Origin of the sequence: Paractinoplanes pyxinae (assembly GCF_026626335.1) — a bacterium.
Taxonomy (GTDB): Bacteria; Actinomycetota; Actinomycetes; order Mycobacteriales; family Micromonosporaceae; genus Actinoplanes; species Actinoplanes pyxinae.
Genome location: NZ_JAPNTZ010000006.1, coordinates 323076 through 339869 on the forward strand (window position 1 = coordinate 323076; position 16794 = coordinate 339869).

At 69.4% G+C, this 16794-nt stretch carries 14 protein-coding genes; 7 read left to right on the forward strand and 7 right to left on the reverse strand.

Annotated features, from left to right (window positions below):
* From OWR29_RS18670 to OWR29_RS18685, 4 genes are all read right to left on the reverse strand, one after another.
* Window positions 1-957: an ABC transporter substrate-binding protein gene (locus tag OWR29_RS18670; protein WP_267564181.1), complete on the reverse strand. Its 957-nt coding sequence runs from the start codon at window positions 955-957 to the stop codon at window positions 1-3.
* Window positions 954-2915, reverse strand: a complete 1962-nt coding sequence (locus tag OWR29_RS18675; RefSeq protein WP_267564182.1) for an ABC transporter permease — start codon at window positions 2913-2915, stop codon at window positions 954-956. The genes OWR29_RS18670 and OWR29_RS18675 overlap by 4 nt, the downstream gene beginning before the upstream one ends.
* Window positions 2916-3021: 106 nt before the next feature.
* A complete protein-coding gene (locus OWR29_RS18680; protein WP_267564183.1) occupies window positions 3022-4056 on the reverse strand; it encodes a quaternary amine ABC transporter ATP-binding protein in 1035 nt (344 codons plus the stop codon).
* Window positions 4053-5567, reverse strand: coding sequence for a GMC family oxidoreductase (locus tag OWR29_RS18685; protein WP_267564184.1), 1515 nt, complete (start codon window positions 5565-5567; stop codon window positions 4053-4055). Before OWR29_RS18685 ends, OWR29_RS18680 begins: the two co-directional genes overlap by 4 nt.
* A gap of 225 nt (window positions 5568-5792) precedes the next feature.
* Here OWR29_RS18685 and OWR29_RS18690 point away from each other — a divergent pair, with 225 nt between their 5' ends.
* The 5 genes from OWR29_RS18690 to OWR29_RS18710 all read left to right on the forward strand — a co-directional run bounded on the left by OWR29_RS18690 (window position 5793) and on the right by OWR29_RS18710 (window position 11416).
* Entirely contained in the window at window positions 5793-6545 is a 753-nt protein-coding gene (locus OWR29_RS18690) for a glycerophosphodiester phosphodiesterase family protein (protein ID WP_267564185.1), read from the forward strand.
* 375 nt (window positions 6546-6920) lie between these two features.
* A complete protein-coding gene (locus tag OWR29_RS18695) occupies window positions 6921-8399 on the forward strand; it encodes a hypothetical protein (protein WP_267564186.1) in 1479 nt (492 codons plus the stop codon).
* A gap of 117 nt (window positions 8400-8516) precedes the next feature.
* Window positions 8517-9347, forward strand: a complete 831-nt coding sequence (locus OWR29_RS18700) for a siderophore-interacting protein (protein WP_267564187.1) — start codon at window positions 8517-8519, stop codon at window positions 9345-9347.
* 31 nt (window positions 9348-9378) lie between these two features.
* Window positions 9379-10569 (forward strand): CynX/NimT family MFS transporter, encoded by a 1191-nt coding sequence (locus tag OWR29_RS18705; RefSeq protein ID WP_267564188.1) that lies wholly within the window; start codon window positions 9379-9381, stop codon window positions 10567-10569.
* Between the two features lie 61 nt (window positions 10570-10630).
* Window positions 10631-11416: a class I SAM-dependent methyltransferase gene (locus tag OWR29_RS18710; RefSeq protein WP_267564189.1), complete on the forward strand. Its 786-nt coding sequence runs from the start codon at window positions 10631-10633 to the stop codon at window positions 11414-11416.
* Here OWR29_RS18710 and OWR29_RS18715 read toward each other — a convergent pair.
* Window positions 11413-12375 carry a helix-turn-helix domain-containing protein gene (locus tag OWR29_RS18715; protein WP_267564190.1) on the reverse strand — a complete coding sequence of 321 codons (963 nt, stop codon included), beginning with the start codon at window positions 12373-12375 and terminating at the stop codon, window positions 11413-11415. The genes OWR29_RS18710 and OWR29_RS18715 overlap by 4 nt on opposite strands.
* Before the next feature lie 265 nt (window positions 12376-12640).
* Here OWR29_RS18715 and OWR29_RS18720 point away from each other — a divergent pair, with 265 nt between their 5' ends.
* Together OWR29_RS18720 and OWR29_RS18725 are read left to right on the forward strand one after the other, a co-directional pair.
* Entirely contained in the window at window positions 12641-14584 is a 1944-nt protein-coding gene (locus OWR29_RS18720) for a M4 family metallopeptidase (RefSeq protein WP_438872615.1), read from the forward strand.
* Between the two features lie 192 nt (window positions 14585-14776).
* Window positions 14777-15298: a CAP domain-containing protein gene (locus OWR29_RS18725; RefSeq protein WP_267564191.1), complete on the forward strand. Its 522-nt coding sequence runs from the start codon at window positions 14777-14779 to the stop codon at window positions 15296-15298.
* A 281-nt stretch (window positions 15299-15579) separates the two neighbouring features.
* Here the strand turns inward: OWR29_RS18725 and OWR29_RS18730 are convergent, their stop codons facing one another.
* Both OWR29_RS18730 and OWR29_RS18735 read right to left on the reverse strand, forming a co-directional pair.
* Window positions 15580-15819, reverse strand: a complete 240-nt coding sequence (locus tag OWR29_RS18730) for a DUF397 domain-containing protein (RefSeq protein WP_251798186.1) — start codon at window positions 15817-15819, stop codon at window positions 15580-15582.
* A 35-nt stretch (window positions 15820-15854) separates the two neighbouring features.
* Window positions 15855-16703, reverse strand: a complete 849-nt coding sequence (locus OWR29_RS18735) for a helix-turn-helix domain-containing protein (protein WP_267564192.1) — start codon at window positions 16701-16703, stop codon at window positions 15855-15857.
* Window positions 16704-16794 lie beyond the last annotated feature (91 nt).

Sequence of the window (16794 nt, forward strand, 5' to 3'; positions counted from 1 at the left end):
TCAGCTGCCGGCCGGGATCCACGGCTTCCAGGTGGCCTCGTGCTCGTTGACCCACTTCTCGGCCGCCTGCTCGTCCGACATGCCCTGGTTGGTGATGTAGTCCGAGACCAGGTTCTGGTCGTCGTTGGTCCACTTGAAGTTCTTGACCAGCTGGTACGCCGTGCTGTTGCCGTCGGCGAACTTCTTGCTGGCGATCTTGTCGAGCACGTAGTCGGGGTAGTCGCAGGCCACCTTCTTGGGGTCGGCGTCGCAGCCGTCCTTGTACTCGGGCAGCTTCACCCGCACGTACTTCTCTTTGGCGAACAGCCACTGCGGCTCGTAGAAGTAGAAGAGCAGCGGCTTGGTCTGCGCCGCCGCCTGCTGGGCGGCCTTGATGATCGCCGCCTCGCTGCCCGAATAGACCACTGTGTAGTGGAGCTTCAGGTTGGTCACCAGTGCTTCGTCGTTGGTCACGAAAGAAGGGTCGCCCGCCAGGAACTGCCCCTTGCCCTTCGACTCCGAGGTCTTGAACAGATCGGCGTACTTGTTGAGGTTCTTCCAGTCGGTGATGTCCGGGTACTTGTCCACCATCCACTGCGGCACGTACCAGCCGATCACGCCTTGGTTGCCGGTCGGGCCCACCTCGACGGCGACCTTCTTGTCCTCGATGTAGGTCTTCTTGAGGTCGGGGTGGCCCCAGTTCTCGACGATCGTGTCGACCTCGCCCGTCTCGAAGCCCTGCCAGGCGATCTCTTCCTTGAGCTCTTTCTTCTCGACGGTGTAGCCCATCTTCTTCTCGAGCAGATAGGCGATGACGGCCGCGTTGGCCTCGTAGCCGACCCACGGGTTGATGGCCAGGTTGACCGTGCCCTTGGCCCCGGCGCTGGGCTCGTCCTCCCCCGCGCCCGAGGTGGCGCCGCCGCACGCGGTCAGGCTCACTATCAACGCCGCCGCGGCGGCCGTCCTCAGTGTTCTCATCTGCGAGGTCCCTTCGAGGTGTGGAAACCCTGGGTCAAGCGGTCGAGCAGGATGCCGAGCAGCACGATGGCCAGCCCGGCGGCCAGCCCCTTACCGAAGAGCTCGCGCTGCGAGAAGCCGGCCACGACGTCGTATCCGAGGGCGCCCGCGCCGACCAGGCCGCCCACCACGACCATCGCCAGGACCATGACGATGCCCTGGTTGGCCGCGAGCAGCAGGCCGCCGCGGGCCATCGGCAGCTGCACCTTCCACAGCAGCTGCCGCGGCGTCGAGCCGGCCGAGAGCGCGGCCTCGACGACGGTCGGCGGCACGTCGCGCAAACCGCGCTCGACCAGCCGGACGACCGGCGGCACGGCGAAGATGACGGCGGCGACGATGGCGGTGAAGCGGCTCGCGCCGAACAGCGCCACCGCGGGCAGCAGGTACACGAACGACGGCATGGTCTGGGCGGCGTCGAGCAGCGGGCGTACGCCGGTGGCCAGCCGGTCGTGCCGGGCGCAGAAGACGCCGAGGGCCACGCCGATCGCCATCGTCAGCACGATCGCCACCAGCACCGTGGCCAGGGTCTGCATCGAGTGCTGCCACAGGCCGAGACCGGCGAGCCCGGCGGCGGCCAGCGCGGCGATCAGGGCGGCCCGCCAGCCGCTGATCAGCGTGCCGAAGGCGGCCACGGCCACGACGAAGAGCCACCACGGCGTGGTGACGAGCACGGTCTCGAGCGGGTCGAGCACGCCGGCGCTGATGCCGTTCTTCAGGCCCTCGGTGACGTCGTACCAGTGCAGCTCGATCCAGCCGACGAGGTCGTTGACCGGTGCCGCGAACGAGTACCCGGGCACGTTCTCCGGGTCGATGCTTACCAGCGCGGCGGCGGCCACGACGACCACGCCGGCACCGACGAAGATCCACCGTGCCTGCCGCTGGCGGCGGCTGCGATGAACGCCGGTGCGACGGGCCGCGTTGGTCGTGATCCGGTCGAGCACCACGGCCAGGATCACGATGGCCAGCCCGGCGTCGAAGGCGGCGCCGACGTTGACCCGCTGCAACGCGTTCACGATGTTCTGGCCCAGGCCGGGCGCGTCGATCAGGGCGGTGATCACCACCATCGACAGCGCCAGCATGATCGTCTGGTTGACGGCGAGGGCGATGGTCGTCCGGGCCAGGGGCAGCCGCACCTTGCTCAGCAGCTGCCACCGGGTCGAGCCGAGGGCGGTCGCCGCCTCCACCGCGGTGGGCGACACCTCGCTGATGCCGAGCGCCGTGATCCGGATGGTGGCGGGCACGGCGTAGATCATCGTGGCGATCACCGCGGCCGGCTCGCCGATCAGGAACAGCAGCGTCATGGGGGCCAGGTAGGCGAAGGTCGGCATGATCTGCATGACGTCGAGCACCGGCCGCAGGGTCGCGCCGACCCACCGTACGCGGGCCGCAAAGATCCCCAGCGGCACACCGATCAGCACCGAGAGCAGCACGGCCGAGACGGTCAGCACCAGCGTGTCGACGCTCTGCTCCCACAGCCCGAGCACGCCGAAGGCCAGGAAGCCGCCCAGCGCCAGCAGGCCCGTGCGCCACCCGGCCAGCACGGTTCCGATCGCCGCCACCGCCGCCACCAGGCCCGCGAAGCCGAGCCCGGTGAGGGCGGCCTGCACCGCGTCGACCAGCAGGCGGACGCCCAGCCGCACGTAGTTGAGGCCGTAGAGGAAGAACGGGCTGGTGTCCCGGTTGGCGTCGACCCAGTCGCGCACGCTGTCGAAGAACCGGAACGCCGCCGCATCACTGCTGTCGGCCGCCCCGTCCGTCCGGAACAGCAGGTAGGCCACCACGGTCGCGACCACCATCGCCGCCGCCACCGTGCGGGTCCGGAAGCGGCCACGCCGGGCCGGCACAACCGTGTCGCTCGCCGCGGCCAGAACGCGCCCACCCGGCTGCAACACCGGCGGCGGCGGAACGGTCGCGGTCATGCCCGCCGCCTCCCGCCACCTTCGACGGCGCCGGCGTTCCTGCCGTCGGCTTGCACGGCGGCCTTCTCGACGCCCGCTTTCACGCCTGCCTTCTCGGCGCCGGCTTTCACGCCGGCACCTGGCGGTGGTGGCTGATCAGGGCCGGCAGCAGCTGGTCGGCGTCTATCACGCCCAGTTGCTCGTGGCCGTCGACCACCGGGATCGGGCGGTCGGCCCGCAGCACCCGGTGGACGGCGTCGCGGATGACCGTCCGGTGGCTCAGCGGCTCGGTCTCGCACAGCTCGCCGGGGGCGGGATCGCGCATGATCCAGCGCAGGGTCAGCACGTCCGAGCGCGGCACGTCCCGGACGAAGTCGGCCACATAGGAATCGGCCGGGGCGCCCACCAGCTCTTCCGGCGTGCCCACCTGCACCAGCTCGCCGTCGCGGAGCACGGCTATGCGGTCGCCCAGGGTCAGCGCCTCGGCCAGGTCGTGCGTGATGAAGACCAGCGTCTTGCCCACCTCGGCGTGCAGGCGGCGCACCTCGTCCTGCATGTCCCGGCGGATCAGCGGGTCGAGCGCGCTGAACGGCTCGTCGAACAGCAGCACCTCGGGGTCGGTGGCGAGCGCCCGGGCCAGGCCGACCCGCTGCTGCATGCCGCCGGACAGCTGATCGGGGAACTGGCGCTCCTGCCCCTCGAGCCCGACCAGCGCCAGCGTCTCGCTCGCCCGCCGATGGCGCTCGGCCCGAGGCACACCCTGGATCTCCAACCCGTACGCGACGTTGTCGAGCACTTGCCGGTGCGGCAGCAGCCCGAAGTGCTGGAACACCATGGCGACCTGCCGGCGGCGCAGCTCGCGCAGCCGCTTCGGGCCCATCGCGCGCACCGATTCGCCGCCGATGCTGATCTCGCCGCTGGTCGGTTCGATGAGCCGGGTCAGGCAGCGCACCAGCGTCGACTTCCCGCTGCCGGACAAGCCCATCACGACGAAGACCTCGCCCGGCCGTACGTCGAAACTGACATCGCGGACGGCGGCGACGCAGCCTGTGCGGCCGCGCAACTCGGCCGGGGACAGCTCGGCCAGCGGCGTGCCGACGATACGGTCAGCCCGGGCGCCGAAAACCTTCCACAGATCCGCGACGGCGATCATCGGCGTCATTCCCGGTCCCCTGTCCCCTGGTGTCCGGTCAGCTCGGCGTGGATCAGGTCGGCCGCCCGCTCGCCGATCATCAGCACGGTCACCATCGGGTTCACCGAGGGCATGAGCGGGAAGACCGAGGCGTCGGCGATGCGCACGTTGGGCACGCCCCGCAGCCGCAGCTCGGGGTCGACGACCGCCATCTCGTCCGAGGCGGCGCCCAGCCGGCACGTGCCGGCTGGGTGATAGACCGTATGGTGCGCGGCCCGGCCGTACGCGGAAAGCTCTTGATCTGTGCGAAGCGCCGGCCCGGGCGCGATCTCGCGGGCGATCCACGACGCGAACGGCTCGGTCGCCGCGACCTCGCGAGCCAGGCGCAGGCCGTCGACGATCGTCCGCTCGTCGTAGCCCTCGGGGTCGGTGAAGTAGCGGAAATCGAGCAGTGGCTTGGTCGCCGGGTCGGCGTCGGCCAGGCTCAGGCGGCCGACGCTGCGCGGGCGCGGCACGTTGGGGGTCATGCCGAAGCCGTGCTCGGGCACGTCGTAGCCGAGCCGTTCGGTGTTGAACGTGAACGGGATCTGATAGAGGTGGAACATCAGGTCGGGCCGCGCGGCGCCCGGCTCGCGGCGGACGAAGAGCCCCGCGTCCGAGTCCATGGCCGACATCGGCGGGATCGGGCGGCTCGCCTCCCACAAGATCAGCGACTCCGGGTGGTCGAGCAGGTTCTCGCCGACTCCCGGCAGGTCGTGCCGGACGGGGATCCCGAGCGTACGCAGATCGGCGGCCGGGCCGATGCCGGAGAGCAGAAGCAGTCGCGGAGTGTCGATGGCGCCCGCGCACAGCACGTACTCGCCGGTCGCTTTGATCAGCTTGGTGGTGTCGCCGCTCCGCACTGACACGCCGTTCCGCGGATCCAGGTGGAACGCCCAGTGCTCGGTGAGGACCGTCAGGTTGGGCCGGTCGAGGTGCGGGTGCAGGTAGGCCACCGACGCCGACGAGCGGATGCCGGTCTCGGGGTGGTACCCGACCGGGAAGAAGCCGGCCCCGTCGGCGAACGGCTCGGCGTTGAAGTCGTCGTGGACCGGAACGCCCAGGGCGGTGTGACAAGCGGTGACGAAGTCTTCGGCGAGCGGGTTGCGGTCACGCTCGGCCACCGGCGTTATGGCGACCTCCAGCCGCTTCCACAAAGGCAGCATTTCCTCGTACGACCATCCGGCCGCGCCCGCTTTCACCCAGTCGGCAAAGTCGTCGGGCGGCGGCAGGAAACTGATCATGGTGTTGTGCGAGGAACAGCCGCCCAGCACCCGGGCCCGCGCATGCCGAAGATACGAGTTTCCGCGCGTCTGCGGCACGATCGGATAGTCGTAGTCGTACTCGCCCTCGAGCAGGTTGATCCAATTGCGCAGCCGAAGAATCGCCTGGTCACCGACGTCGGAGGGCCCGCCCTCGACCAGGCACACCCGTACCCGCGGATCAGCCGACAGCCGCGACGCGACCACCGATCCGGCCGTGCCCCCACCGATGATCACCACGTCGTACTCGATGGTTTCCAGCGTGCGCCACCTTCCGCCGAGCCGTCGTCAAAGAATCATCAGTCCCGGTGGCGCCGGTCAATGTCAACAGCGGACTTTTACCTCAGTGCAACAATCCCGCTCACATTGATCATCGTCTTCTGGTTCATCCGCCCTTTCGCCACGCGCCCGCCCCGCGACCCTGCGGCCGGCCTTCGGCGATCGGCGTGGCCCTACGATCGGCTTGTGCCCTTCCTGGACGGCCCGAAGCCGCTGGCGTTCGCCCACCGCGGCGGCGCCGCCGACGGCGACGAGAACACGGCCGAGGCCTTCGAGCGAGCCGTGAAGCTCGGCTACCGCTACGTCGAGACCGACGTGCACGCCACCGCCGACGGGGTCGCCGTCGTCTTCCACGACCCCACCCTCGACCGCGTGACCGGCCAGGCCGGCCGCATCTCCTCCCTGACTTGGACCGACCTCCAGTCCGTCCGGGTAGCCGGCGCCGCCCTGCTCCCCCGCCTCGACGAGGTGCTGGCCGCGTGGCCCGAGATCCGTTTCAACATCGACATCAAGGCCGACCCCGGCGTCCGTCCCACGGTCGACACGATCCTCCGCTCGGACGCCGCCGACCGCGTCCTGCTCGCCTCGTTCAGCGACCGCCGCCTGGCTCAGGTGCGCGCCTTGGCCGGCCCGTCGATGGCCACCTCGCTCGGCTCCCGCTCGGTAGCCCGCCTACGCGTGGCCTCCCTGGTCGGCGCGCCCGTCCGCCTGCCCGCCACGGCCGCCGCAGTCCAAGTCCCCCCGCGCCTGGGCCGGATCACCGTGGTGGACCGCCGCTTCCTGGCCCTCTCCCACCGCTTGGGCCTGCAGGTCCACGTCTGGACGATCGACGACCCCACCGAGATGAACCGCCTGCTGGACCTGGGAGTGGACGGCATCATGACCGACCGCCTGACCGTCCTGCGCGACGTCTACCAGTCCCGCGGCCTCTGGCCCTGACCGGAATTCGGCGAAAAGAATCGCGGGGACAAGCTGCTGGAACAGTTTTCACAGGCAGCTCCGAGGTACACCTGGCCGACCATGTATTACATTTCTCGGGGCGGAGCTGTCGCCGGGCAACCTCGGAGCGTCACCGAGGGCCGTCGGCGGAAAGTTCCAGCTCAGCGAAGTTTTTGCGATCTTGGTTGAACCCCGGACATCATCCGTTCGGCCGATGCCGGGGGTTCGGGGCGGCGCCCATATTTTTTCTTTAAGTTCGGGCTAAGAATTCATCAAGTTCGCTGGCGGAATTGCATTCCCGCTGTGCTCCTCTTACCGTCTGGGAGCCGGTCGGAATGTGGGCCGGGTGGATTCAGCGAAGATGAGGTATGACGCATGCGTAGGCCTGCTTACCGCCGCGCGGCCGCCACGCCGTCGGGACGCAACCGACGAGTGTTCGCGGTCGGCGCCGTGATCGCCGCCTTGGGCGCGGCCGTCGGCTTCGCCTCGCTCTCCGGGGCGGCCGAGAACGACCGGCCCGAGGGCAGTGGCGCCGGCAAGGTCGTCAACGGCCAGGTGATCCTGACCGACACCTGCATCGACAGCAACCTCGCGCCGCACGACGGCTTCCAGCTCGGCAGCAAGTGCGTCTCCACCGAGTTCGGTGAGCTCGGCGAGGCCAAGGACAACCCGAGCCTGCTGATCACCGAGGCGCCCCGCGCGGTCGCCCCCAACACCCCGTTCACGCTGAAGATCAGCACCCGCAACCTGATCCGCGACCGCTTCCTGGCGGCCGGCAAGGGCGGCTACTACGTGGAGAGCTCGGTGCTGCGGGACGGTCTCGTCCGCGGCCACTTCCACACGGCGTGCCGCATGCTCGACAACACCAACGAGGCGCCCGCGCCCGACCCGGTGCCCGCGTTCTTCGTGGCCACTGAGGACAGCAAGGGCGGCGCCACCCCCGACGAGGTGACGATCGCGGTGCCGGGCGTCCCCACCGAGGGCACCGCGCAGTGCTCCTCGTGGGCCGGTGACGGTTCGCACCGCGTCCCGATGATGGTCCGCGCCAACCAGACCCCCGCGATCGACTCGGTCCGCATCACCGTCCGCAACGCAGGCGGCGGCGACAACGGCGGCGGCGACAACAACGGTGGGAACACCGGCGGCGGCAACAACGGCGGCGGCAACACCGGCGGCGGCAACAACGGCGGGAACACCGGCGGCGACAACGGTGGCAACACTGGCGGCGGCGACAACGGCGGCAACACCGGCGGCGGCAACAACGGCGGCGGCAACAACGGCGGCGGCGGCGGCGACAACGGCGGCACGCCGGGCAACCCCACCACGACCAAGGCGCCCAAGCCCCCGGTGAACAACCCCACCACCGCGCCCACCGTGAAGGACGACTTCACCCCCGACCCGACCAAGCCGGCCACCACCACCCCGGCCAAGCCGAACAAGCCGGCCACCACCAAGCCCGCCAACACCGAGGAGCCCGCCACCGGCGACAACGGCGGCAGCGGGAACAACGGCGGCGGCAACGAGAACGCCGGCAACGACGACCAGGCGGAGGCCCCGGCCACCACGAAGGCGCCGAAGCCCCGCGCGACCAAGACCACCGAGGCCCCGGCCGCCGGCGGCACCGATTACACGTACGACGACGGGCAGTTCAACTCGGGCAACAAGGCGCCCGTCGCCGACCAGGTGGCCCAGGTCCAGGCCGACAGCGCCAAGAAGGAAGACGGCGGCCTGCTCGCCCTGACCGGCAACAACACGGTCGCCGTGGTCGGCGGCGCGGCGGTCCTGCTGATGATCGGCATGATCATCATGGCGCTGACCCGGCGCCGTCGCCTCCCGGGCAGCACCTGGGAGTAAGGCAGCACGAAAGCCAGGGGCGGTCCGCGGTTCGCGGGCCGCCCTTTTCGTGCGCACCCACGGACTGGAGAAGTGAGGGTAGCCTTACCCGCGACGCAGAAGAGGAAGAGGTTCAGCATGGCTGACAGGCCGGCACGGGCGGCGACCGAGGCGGTCGTCAGCCGGGTGGAACAGCTCACCCCGCACATGGTCCGGGTGGTGCTCACCGGCGAGGCCCTGAGGAACATCCAGGCCGACACGTGCACCGACCACTACGTGAAGGCTCTCTTCCCCCTGCCCGGCGTGGTGTATCCCGAGCCGTTCGACATGGGTCAGATCCGCGAGACGCTGCCCCGGGCGGACTGGCCCGCCGTCCGCACGTACACCGTTCGCAAGTGGCTCCCGGCGATCCCCGAGATGTGGGTCGACTTCGTGGTCCACGGCGACGAGGGCATCGCCGGCCCGTGGGCCGTGGGGGCCAAGCCCGGCGACCCGTTCCGCTTCATGGGCCCCGGCGGCGGCTACGCGCCCAGCGCCGACGCCCACTGGCACCTGCTGGCCGGCGACGAGAGCGCCCTGCCCGCCATCGCGGCTGCGCTCGAGGGCATGCCGGCCGACGCCACCGTACGGGCGTTCATCGAGGTCGAAAGCGCGAGCGAGGAGCAGAAGCTCGAGTCCCCGGCCGACGCCGAGATCACCTGGCTCTACCGCGACGGTCGCCCGGTGGGTGAGGCGCTGATCGCGGCCGTACGAGGTTTCGAGTTCCCGGCCGGGCGGGTGCAGGCGTTCGTGCACGGCGAGGCCAACTTCGTCAAAGACCTCCGCCGCTACCTGAAGAACGAGCTCGGCATCCCCATGGACCAGTTGTCGATCTCGGGCTACTGGCGGCGCGGCATGAACGAGGACGGCTGGCAGTCCTCCAAGCGCGAGTGGAACCAGCAGGTGGAACAAGAGCAAGACCGGGCGTAGGTCACATCCCCCGGCGGTTGATGATGTGTAAGTGGTGACTGCCGAGGAAGACCTGACCAGCAAGAGCAGCCGCGGGGTCGCGCTGGTGGCCCTGCTGCTGGCCGCCGTGAACCTGCGGCTGGCGGTGACCAGCGTCGGCCCGGTGCTCGACGAGATCCGCGACGGGCTCGGCATGAGCTCGACGATGGCGGGCCTGCTGACCTCCGTACCGGTGGTGTGTTTCGCCGCCGTCGGCCTGACCGCGCCCCGCCTGGCCCGGCGGTTCGGCGCGTCGCGGGTGATCCTGGTCGGTCTGGTGGTGCTGGCGGCGGGTCTGGCGGTGCGTCCGTTCGCGCCCGGCACGGCCCTGTTCCTGCTGCTCAGCCTGGTCGCGCTGGCCGGCATCGCGGTGGTCAACGTGCTGCTGCCGTCGGTCGTCAAGGACCGCTTCCCGGACAGGGTGGGCGCCACCACCGGTCTCTACACGGTCGCCCTGAACGTCGGCGCCACCACCGCCGCCGCGGCCACCGTCCCGCTCAGCGAGCACGCGTTCGGCGGCGACTGGCGGTTCGGCCTGGCCTGCTGGGCCGTGGTGGCGGTGCTCGCCGTCCCCTCCTGGCTGCCTCTGGCCCGCGAGCCGATCGCGCGAAAGACCGAGGTCAAGACCGAGGTTCCGGTACGCGTGAGCCGCACCGCCGTCGCCTGGGCCCTGGCGGTGTATTTCGGCATGCAGTCCACCTCGGCGTACGTGATCATCGGCTGGCTCCCGCAGATCTACCGCGACGCCGGCATCTCCGCCGAGCAGGCCGGCGTGCTCTTCGCCGTCACGTCGTTCCTGGGTGTACCTTTGGGTTTCGTGCTTTCCGCGTACGCCGGACGGGTGCGCAGCCAAAGCTGGATAGCCGTCGGACTGGGCCTGTTCGGCCTGGCCGGCTACGGCGGCCTCTGGTACGACCCCGCGGCCGCCCCCTGGCTGTGGGCGATCCTGCTGGGCATCGTCAACACCGCGTTCCCCCTGGTCCTGACGCTGATCGCCCTGCGCGGCCGCACCCCCGCCACCGTGGTCAAGCTGTCGGCGTTCGCCCAGAGCGTCGGCTACGTCTTCGCCATCCCCGGCCCGTTCCTGGTCGGCGCCCTGCACGACGCCACCGACGGCTGGCGCGCTCCCCTAGCCCTGATGGTCGGCCTGATGATCCCTCAGATCATCGCCGGCTACCTGGCCGGCCGCGACCGCCAAGTCTGACCCCGCGCCTCAGCAAGATCCAAGGCTCGATTCCGAAGAGCGGGTGCGGCAGAGTCAGCCCATGGGCGCGGACGTGTGGGAGCTCGGGGACGCCTATGAGGCGTACGTCGGCCGGTGGAGCCGCCAGGTGGCCGTCGCATTCGTGCGGTGGCTGTCGGCGCCGGCGAAAGCTCGATGGTTGGACGCCGGGTGCGGGACCGGCGCGCTGAGCAGTGCGATCTTCGGAACCGCTGGTCCGGCTGCGGTGGTGGGGGTCGACCCGTCGCTGGGCTTCCTGCGGGAGGGGCCGGCAGTCAAGGTCAACGGGGACGCCGCCGCTCTGCCCCTGCGCGACGGAAGTGTGGATGTCGTGGTCAGCGGGCTGGCGCTCAACTTCGTACCGCGGCCGGAGGAAGCGATAGCCGAGTTCGTGCGCGTGGTTGCGCCGGGTGGGCTGGTGGCCTCGTACGTCTGGGACTACGACGCCGGAATGCGCATGATGCGCTTCTTCTGGGACGCCGCCATCGCGGTCGTCCCGGGCGCCGCCGGGCATGACGAGGGGCCGCGCTTTCCGATCTGCCGCGAGCCCGCCCTTCGCGCCGCCTGGAGTGCGCCCGGGCTCACCGGAGTCGCCACGCGCGCTGTCGAGATTCCGACAGTCTTCCGCGACTTCGACGACTTCTGGCAGCCGTTCCTGGGCGGTCAGGGCGCCGCGCCCGCCTACCTGGCCACTCTGACCGCCGCCGAGCAGGCCGACATCCGCGAACGCCTGCGCTCGAGCCTGCCCACCGCCCCCGACGGCACGATCGCGTTGACCGCGTCGGCGTGGGCGGTGAAGGGCCGCAAACCAGCCGGCAGCGCCGGCTAGGCGGCCAGTGAGGACCACCCGCTGGGCGTGGCCTCGACAAAGCGCCACCGCAGCCTGATCTGGCTGGTCAGCAGCAGCTCGCGCAGCCGCAGCGTGTAGACCACGGTGCCGTTCTCGCCCGGCGACTCGGTCGGCGAGAAGCCCTTGATCCCCGCGTACGACAGGCTCTCGGCGCTCACCTCGGCCGCCAGCGACGCCGGCAGTCGCAACGCCATGGTCAGCGCCCGGGTCGGGAACCGGATGTCGCGCTGGAACCATTGGCCCCACAGGCTGGCCGGCACGCGGTACGAGTACGTCACGCGCGTGCGCTCGCCCGGGTAGAGCGGGAACCGCGCCCGGGCGTTGCCGAAGACCAGGACCATCTTCAGGTACGCGTCGGAGGACCGGGTCACGCGGACCTCCATGGGTTCGGAGCGGTCGTCGCCCACTGACGCCACGGAAGCCTCGAAGTCCAGGTCGGAGAGCTGCAGCGGGCTCTCTTGATAGAGCCGCCGGGACACGCCGGGCTGGTCGGGGAAGCGGTCGACGTCGACCCGCACGGGATAGCAGGTGACGGGCCTGTCCCCCACGTTGCGCACCACCCGCTCGACCCGCGAGAAGTACCATCCGTCGGCGTACGTGAGGGTGGCGTTCTCTTCCTCGATGACGAGGGTGGCGGGCAGCATCGGGCTGGGCTCGTAGTCGCTGCGGACGACCGGCACCGGTGCGGGCTCGCCCGAGGCTTGCCGGCACTGCTCGTACCGGGAAATGATCTCGCCCCCGCTCGCCAGGACCGCCTCGGCGCGGCAGGCGAATTCGAAGGTCGGGTGGTGGCGCAGGCTCTCCACGTGGCTGATGTACGACGGGTGGTAGCCCATCGACGCGGCGAGCTGCTTCTTGGACAGGCCACGACGCGTACGCCAGACCGTGAGCACCTGGGCGAACGCGGTGCGGGCCGCGAGCTCGAGTTGTGAGGTCATCACACACTCCTGAAGGGACGCTGTCCGGCCATGATGCCTGACCGGATACCGCCCTGCCAGAGCAGAGCATGTCACTTTACGAACTCATCAGATTACACAGTGCGAGACTATATAGAAGGTCATCGTTGTCAATCATGTCCGGCCAGCACGTACGTGCAAGGGTTTTCCCTGATTCGGTGACGCTCGTCGATGCCTAGGTTCACCTCAAGTCTTCCGATGTGACTTGAGCCCGTCCCCACCCCCGGGACGGGGAAGGAGCACCCGCGTGAAACGTCGAACCCCCTTGGTCATCGCGCTGGCCGCCGGAACCGCGGCCGCCGGCGCCATGGTCGCGGTCACCGGGCCCGCCACCGCGGCGCCCCAGGACCCCGCGGCCGCCGCCGCCCTGGCCGCGAGCAAGGCGGACGCCCTGGTGGCCGGCCGCCCCTCGATCCTGCACGCCGGCTCGAACGAGACCTTCCTGCGAAAGAAGGTCATCCAGTCGTCCGGCCTCAACTACGTGCCCTACGAGCGCACCTACAACGGCCTGCCCGTCCGCGGCGGCGACTTCGTCGTCGTGACCGACTCGGCCGGCCGGACCAAGTACACCTCGGTCGCCCAGAGCAGCCCGATCGGTGAGCTGTCCACGGCGGCCAAGGTCACCAGCACCGCCGCCGCGGCGACGGCTCAGGCTCAGCTCAAGACGGTCGACAGCGTCGAGGGTACGAACCTGGTGGTGCTGGCCGAGGAAGGCGAGCAGGCCGCACTGGCCTGGGAGACGACGGTGAACGGCACGGGCGCCGAGGGCGCGAGCCGCCTGACCGTGGCCGTCGACGCCGCCACGGGCCGGGTGCTGCGTACGACCGAGCACGTCACCGAGGCGGCCGGCACGGGCACCGGATGGATCAACGGCACGGTTTCGATCGACACTACCCAGTCGGGCTCGTCCTACCTGCTGCAGGATCCGAGCCACACCACGATCCGCTGCCAGAACGCCTCCGGCAACACGACGTTCAGCGGCCCCGACAACGTGTGGGGCAACGGCAGCGGCACCGACCGCGAGACCGGCTGCGTCGACGCCTTCTACGTCGCCCAGAAGCAGTACGCGATGCTCTCGTCGTGGCTCGGCCGCAACGGCCAGAACGGCAGCGGCGGCGCCTGGCCGATCCGGGTCGGCCTGAACGACCAGAACGCGTACTACGACGGCACCCAGGTGCAGATCGGCAAGAACACCGCCGGCCAGTGGATCGCCTCGGCCGACGTGGTGGGCCACGAGCTGGGCCACGGCATCGACGACACCACCCCGGGCGGCATCTCGCGTTCGGGCACGCAGGAGTTCGTGGCCGACACGATCGGCGCGGCCACCGAGTGGTTCATCAACAACCCCAACGACGCCCCCGACTACCAGGTCGGCGAGGAGGTCAACCTGGTCGGCAGCGGCCCGATCCGGTACATGTACAACCCGTCGCTGGCGGGCGACAGCAACTGCTACTCGAGCAGCACCCCCGGCTCCGAGGTGCACGCGGCGGCCGGCCCCGGCAACCACTGGTTCTACCTGATGGCCGAGGGCACCAACCCGACCAACGGGCAGCCCGCCAGCACCCGGTGCAGCGGCTCGGGCGCGATCACCGGTCTCGGCATCCAGAACGCCATGAAGATCATGTACAACGCGATGCTGATCAAGACGTCCAGCTCGTCGTACCTGAAGTACCGCACCTGGACGCTGACCGCGGCCAAGAACCTCTTCCCGAACGGCTGCACCGAGTTCAACACGGTCAAGGCGGCCTGGGACGCGGTCAACGTGCCGGCCCAGTCGGCCGACCCGACCTGCACCGGCGGGGGCACCACGCCGCCGCCCACCACCACGCCTCCGCCGCCCACCGGCTGCTCGGGCACCAACGCCACCGACGTCACGATCCCGGACGCGGGCGCCGCGGTGAACAGCGGCATCACGATCAGCGGCTGTGCCCGCGCCGCGTCGGCCACCTCGACGATCGCGGTCAACATCGTCCACACCTACCGCGGTGACCTCCGGGTCGACCTGGTGGCCCCGGACGGCACGGTCTACAACCTCAAGGCGACGTCGACCTCCGACAGCGCCGACAACGTCAACACCACGTACACCAAGAACCTGTCCAGCGAGACGGCCAACGGCACCTGGCAGCTGCGGGTTCAGGACACCTACGCCCGCGACACCGGCTACATCAACACCTGGACCCTGACGGTCTAGTTCCCTCGATGGCAGGGCCGGCGCATCCGCGTCGGCCCTGTTGTCATTCCGGACAAAAACCTTTTCCCGGTACGAACGTTAGCCCACGGTAGCGGCTGTGTTGCGCCGTGTTGCTTACCGGGTGCCCCGCTTCATCCACCCCCGCCCGGCCCGATCGGTACCGGTGACAGACACCGAACGAGAGGGCACACCTTGAAGCGTTTCGTCCGCCGCGCCGTCGTCACCGCCGCTCTGATCGCCGTCCCGACGATGGTCGGCGCCCCCGCGTTCGCGGCCGCCACCGCCGCGACCCCGAAGAAGAAGCCCGCCGCGGTTGTCGTCGACCCCGCCGCGTACGAGACCGAGGTCGTCAAGCTGACCAACGCCGAGCGCACCGCCAACGGCTGCAAGGCCCTGCGCGTCGACTCGCGCCTGACCGAGGCCGCCCGCGCGCACAGCGCCGACCAGGCCAAGACCCGCACCATGACCCACACCGGCTCCGACGGCAGCAACTTCGTCACCCGCGAGGTGCGGGCCGGCTACCCGAAGAAGGACGCCTCGGCCGAGAACGTGGCCTACGGCTTCAAGACCCCGGAGCAGGTCGTCACGGCCTGGATGAACAGCACCGGCCACCGCAAGAACATCCTGAACTGCTCGAGCCTCGCCATCGGCGTGGGCCTGGCCTACGCCGGCAACGGCTCCCCGTACTGGACCCAGGACTTCGGCCGTTCCTGACGGCACGACGAAATGCCGCACAGCCCAGGCTGTGCGGCATTTTCGCATTCCCGCCGGGCCCGGACGGCAAACGGAATTTGTCGCCGGCCCGAACATTCACCGAATGGGGTGACGGGCACGAAAAATTCCGCACCGGTAAACGGCGCGGAAATTGTTATTCAGAGTACGGGTGCCGCAACGCTTGGTGAGGAGCGTCGCGACACCCGGCCGAACTCGGCACCGAAAAAGTTGCCATGCGTAGGCACTTGGAATCGGTGCGTGCCTATCGGTAGTCTCGGCTGTCAGGAATGGAGGTCGAATTCGCCATCCTTGGCCGAGTCCACGAAGGCGGTCCACTCCGCCGGAGTGAACATCAGCGCCGGACCGGAGCGGTCCTTGCTGTCCCGGACGGCGACGCCCTGGTCGAGGAAGGCCACCTCGACACAGTTGTTACCGCCGTTGCCGTTGCTGCGGCTGGCCTTCTTCCAGACCGCAGCGGTGAGAACTGCAGCATTTGGCTGGTGCGTGAGCAACTCAAGCACCCCCCTTCGTATGCGGTTGTCTTTCTCGCAGAGCACTACGCGACGAGCAGGCTCTCGATCATCTTGATGGTCATTCTTGCGTCCAGCGCCCGGGCGCTCAAACGCTCGAACTCTTGCCGGTAACGGGCAACCTCGGAGGGTTGCTCCTCGTAGTAGTCTCCCGCAAGACCTTCAAGATAGACAACATCCAAATGGGTGGTCTCACGAAACTCCAAAAGCGCAGCTGAACCGCCCAGGAACGTGTGTTCACCAGCGCTGAACGGCAAAATCTGCACCAGCACATTGGGTAATTGGCCGACCTCGATCAGGTGCCGAAGCTGTTCGTTCATCACCTCGTCACCGCCCACCACCCGCCGCACCACCGATTCGTCGATGATGGCGGTGAGTTCGAGGGGCCGTTCGCCTCGCAGCCGGCTCTGGCGGGTGAGACGAAGGTTGACGCGGCGGTCGGTCTGCTGGGCCGACTCGTTCGACCGGCCGGTGCGGATCAGCGCCCGCATGTACGCCTCGGTCTGCAGGAGCCCCGGCACGATGATCGGTTCCCAGGCACGCATGGCGGCCGCCGCCGCTTCCAGGCCGACGAAGTTGCCGGGACGCATGATGTCCCGGTAGTCCGTCCACCACGTTCGCTCGCGGGACAGCCTGGCCAGCTCGACCAGCGCCTCCCGATAATCCTGATCGCCCACGCCGTACAGCGTCAGCAGATCTTTGACGTCGCGCGGCGTCACCGCCACACGCGCGGTCTCGATGCGCGTGACCTTCGCGGCGTGCCACTCGAAATGCCTTGAGACGTTCTCTTGCGTCAGCCCCGCGGCCTCACGACACCGCTTGAGTTCCGCGCCCAGACGGCGACGGCGCAGGGTTGGCCCTTCATCAACGGACACCTGGACTCCCTCGGTCCTGATGAGACCGATAGTACGGGTCTGGCCTCCATGATCCAAACACGGCGTACCAAACAAAAAGTACTAGCCTTCT

Bases quoted from the DNA above. Each gene is read 5' to 3' on its own strand.
- OWR29_RS18695 (WP_267564186.1), top strand. From the start codon at position 6,921: ATGCGTAGGCCTGCTTACCGCCGCGCGGCCGCCACGCCGTCGGGACGC.
- OWR29_RS18715 (WP_267564190.1), bottom strand. From the start codon at position 12,375: ATGACCTCACAACTCGAGCTCGCGGCCCGCACCGCGTTCGCCCAGGTG.
- OWR29_RS18670 (WP_267564181.1), bottom strand. From the start codon at position 957: ATGAGAACACTGAGGACGGCCGCCGCGGCGGCGTTGATAGTGAGCCTG.
- OWR29_RS18700 (WP_267564187.1), top strand. From the start codon at position 8,517: ATGGCTGACAGGCCGGCACGGGCGGCGACCGAGGCGGTCGTCAGCCGG.
- OWR29_RS18675 (WP_267564182.1), bottom strand. From the start codon at position 2,915: ATGACCGCGACCGTTCCGCCGCCGCCGGTGTTGCAGCCGGGTGGGCGC.
- OWR29_RS18710 (WP_267564189.1), top strand. From the start codon at position 10,631: ATGGGCGCGGACGTGTGGGAGCTCGGGGACGCCTATGAGGCGTACGTC.
- OWR29_RS18680 (WP_267564183.1), bottom strand. From the start codon at position 4,056: ATGACGCCGATGATCGCCGTCGCGGATCTGTGGAAGGTTTTCGGCGCC.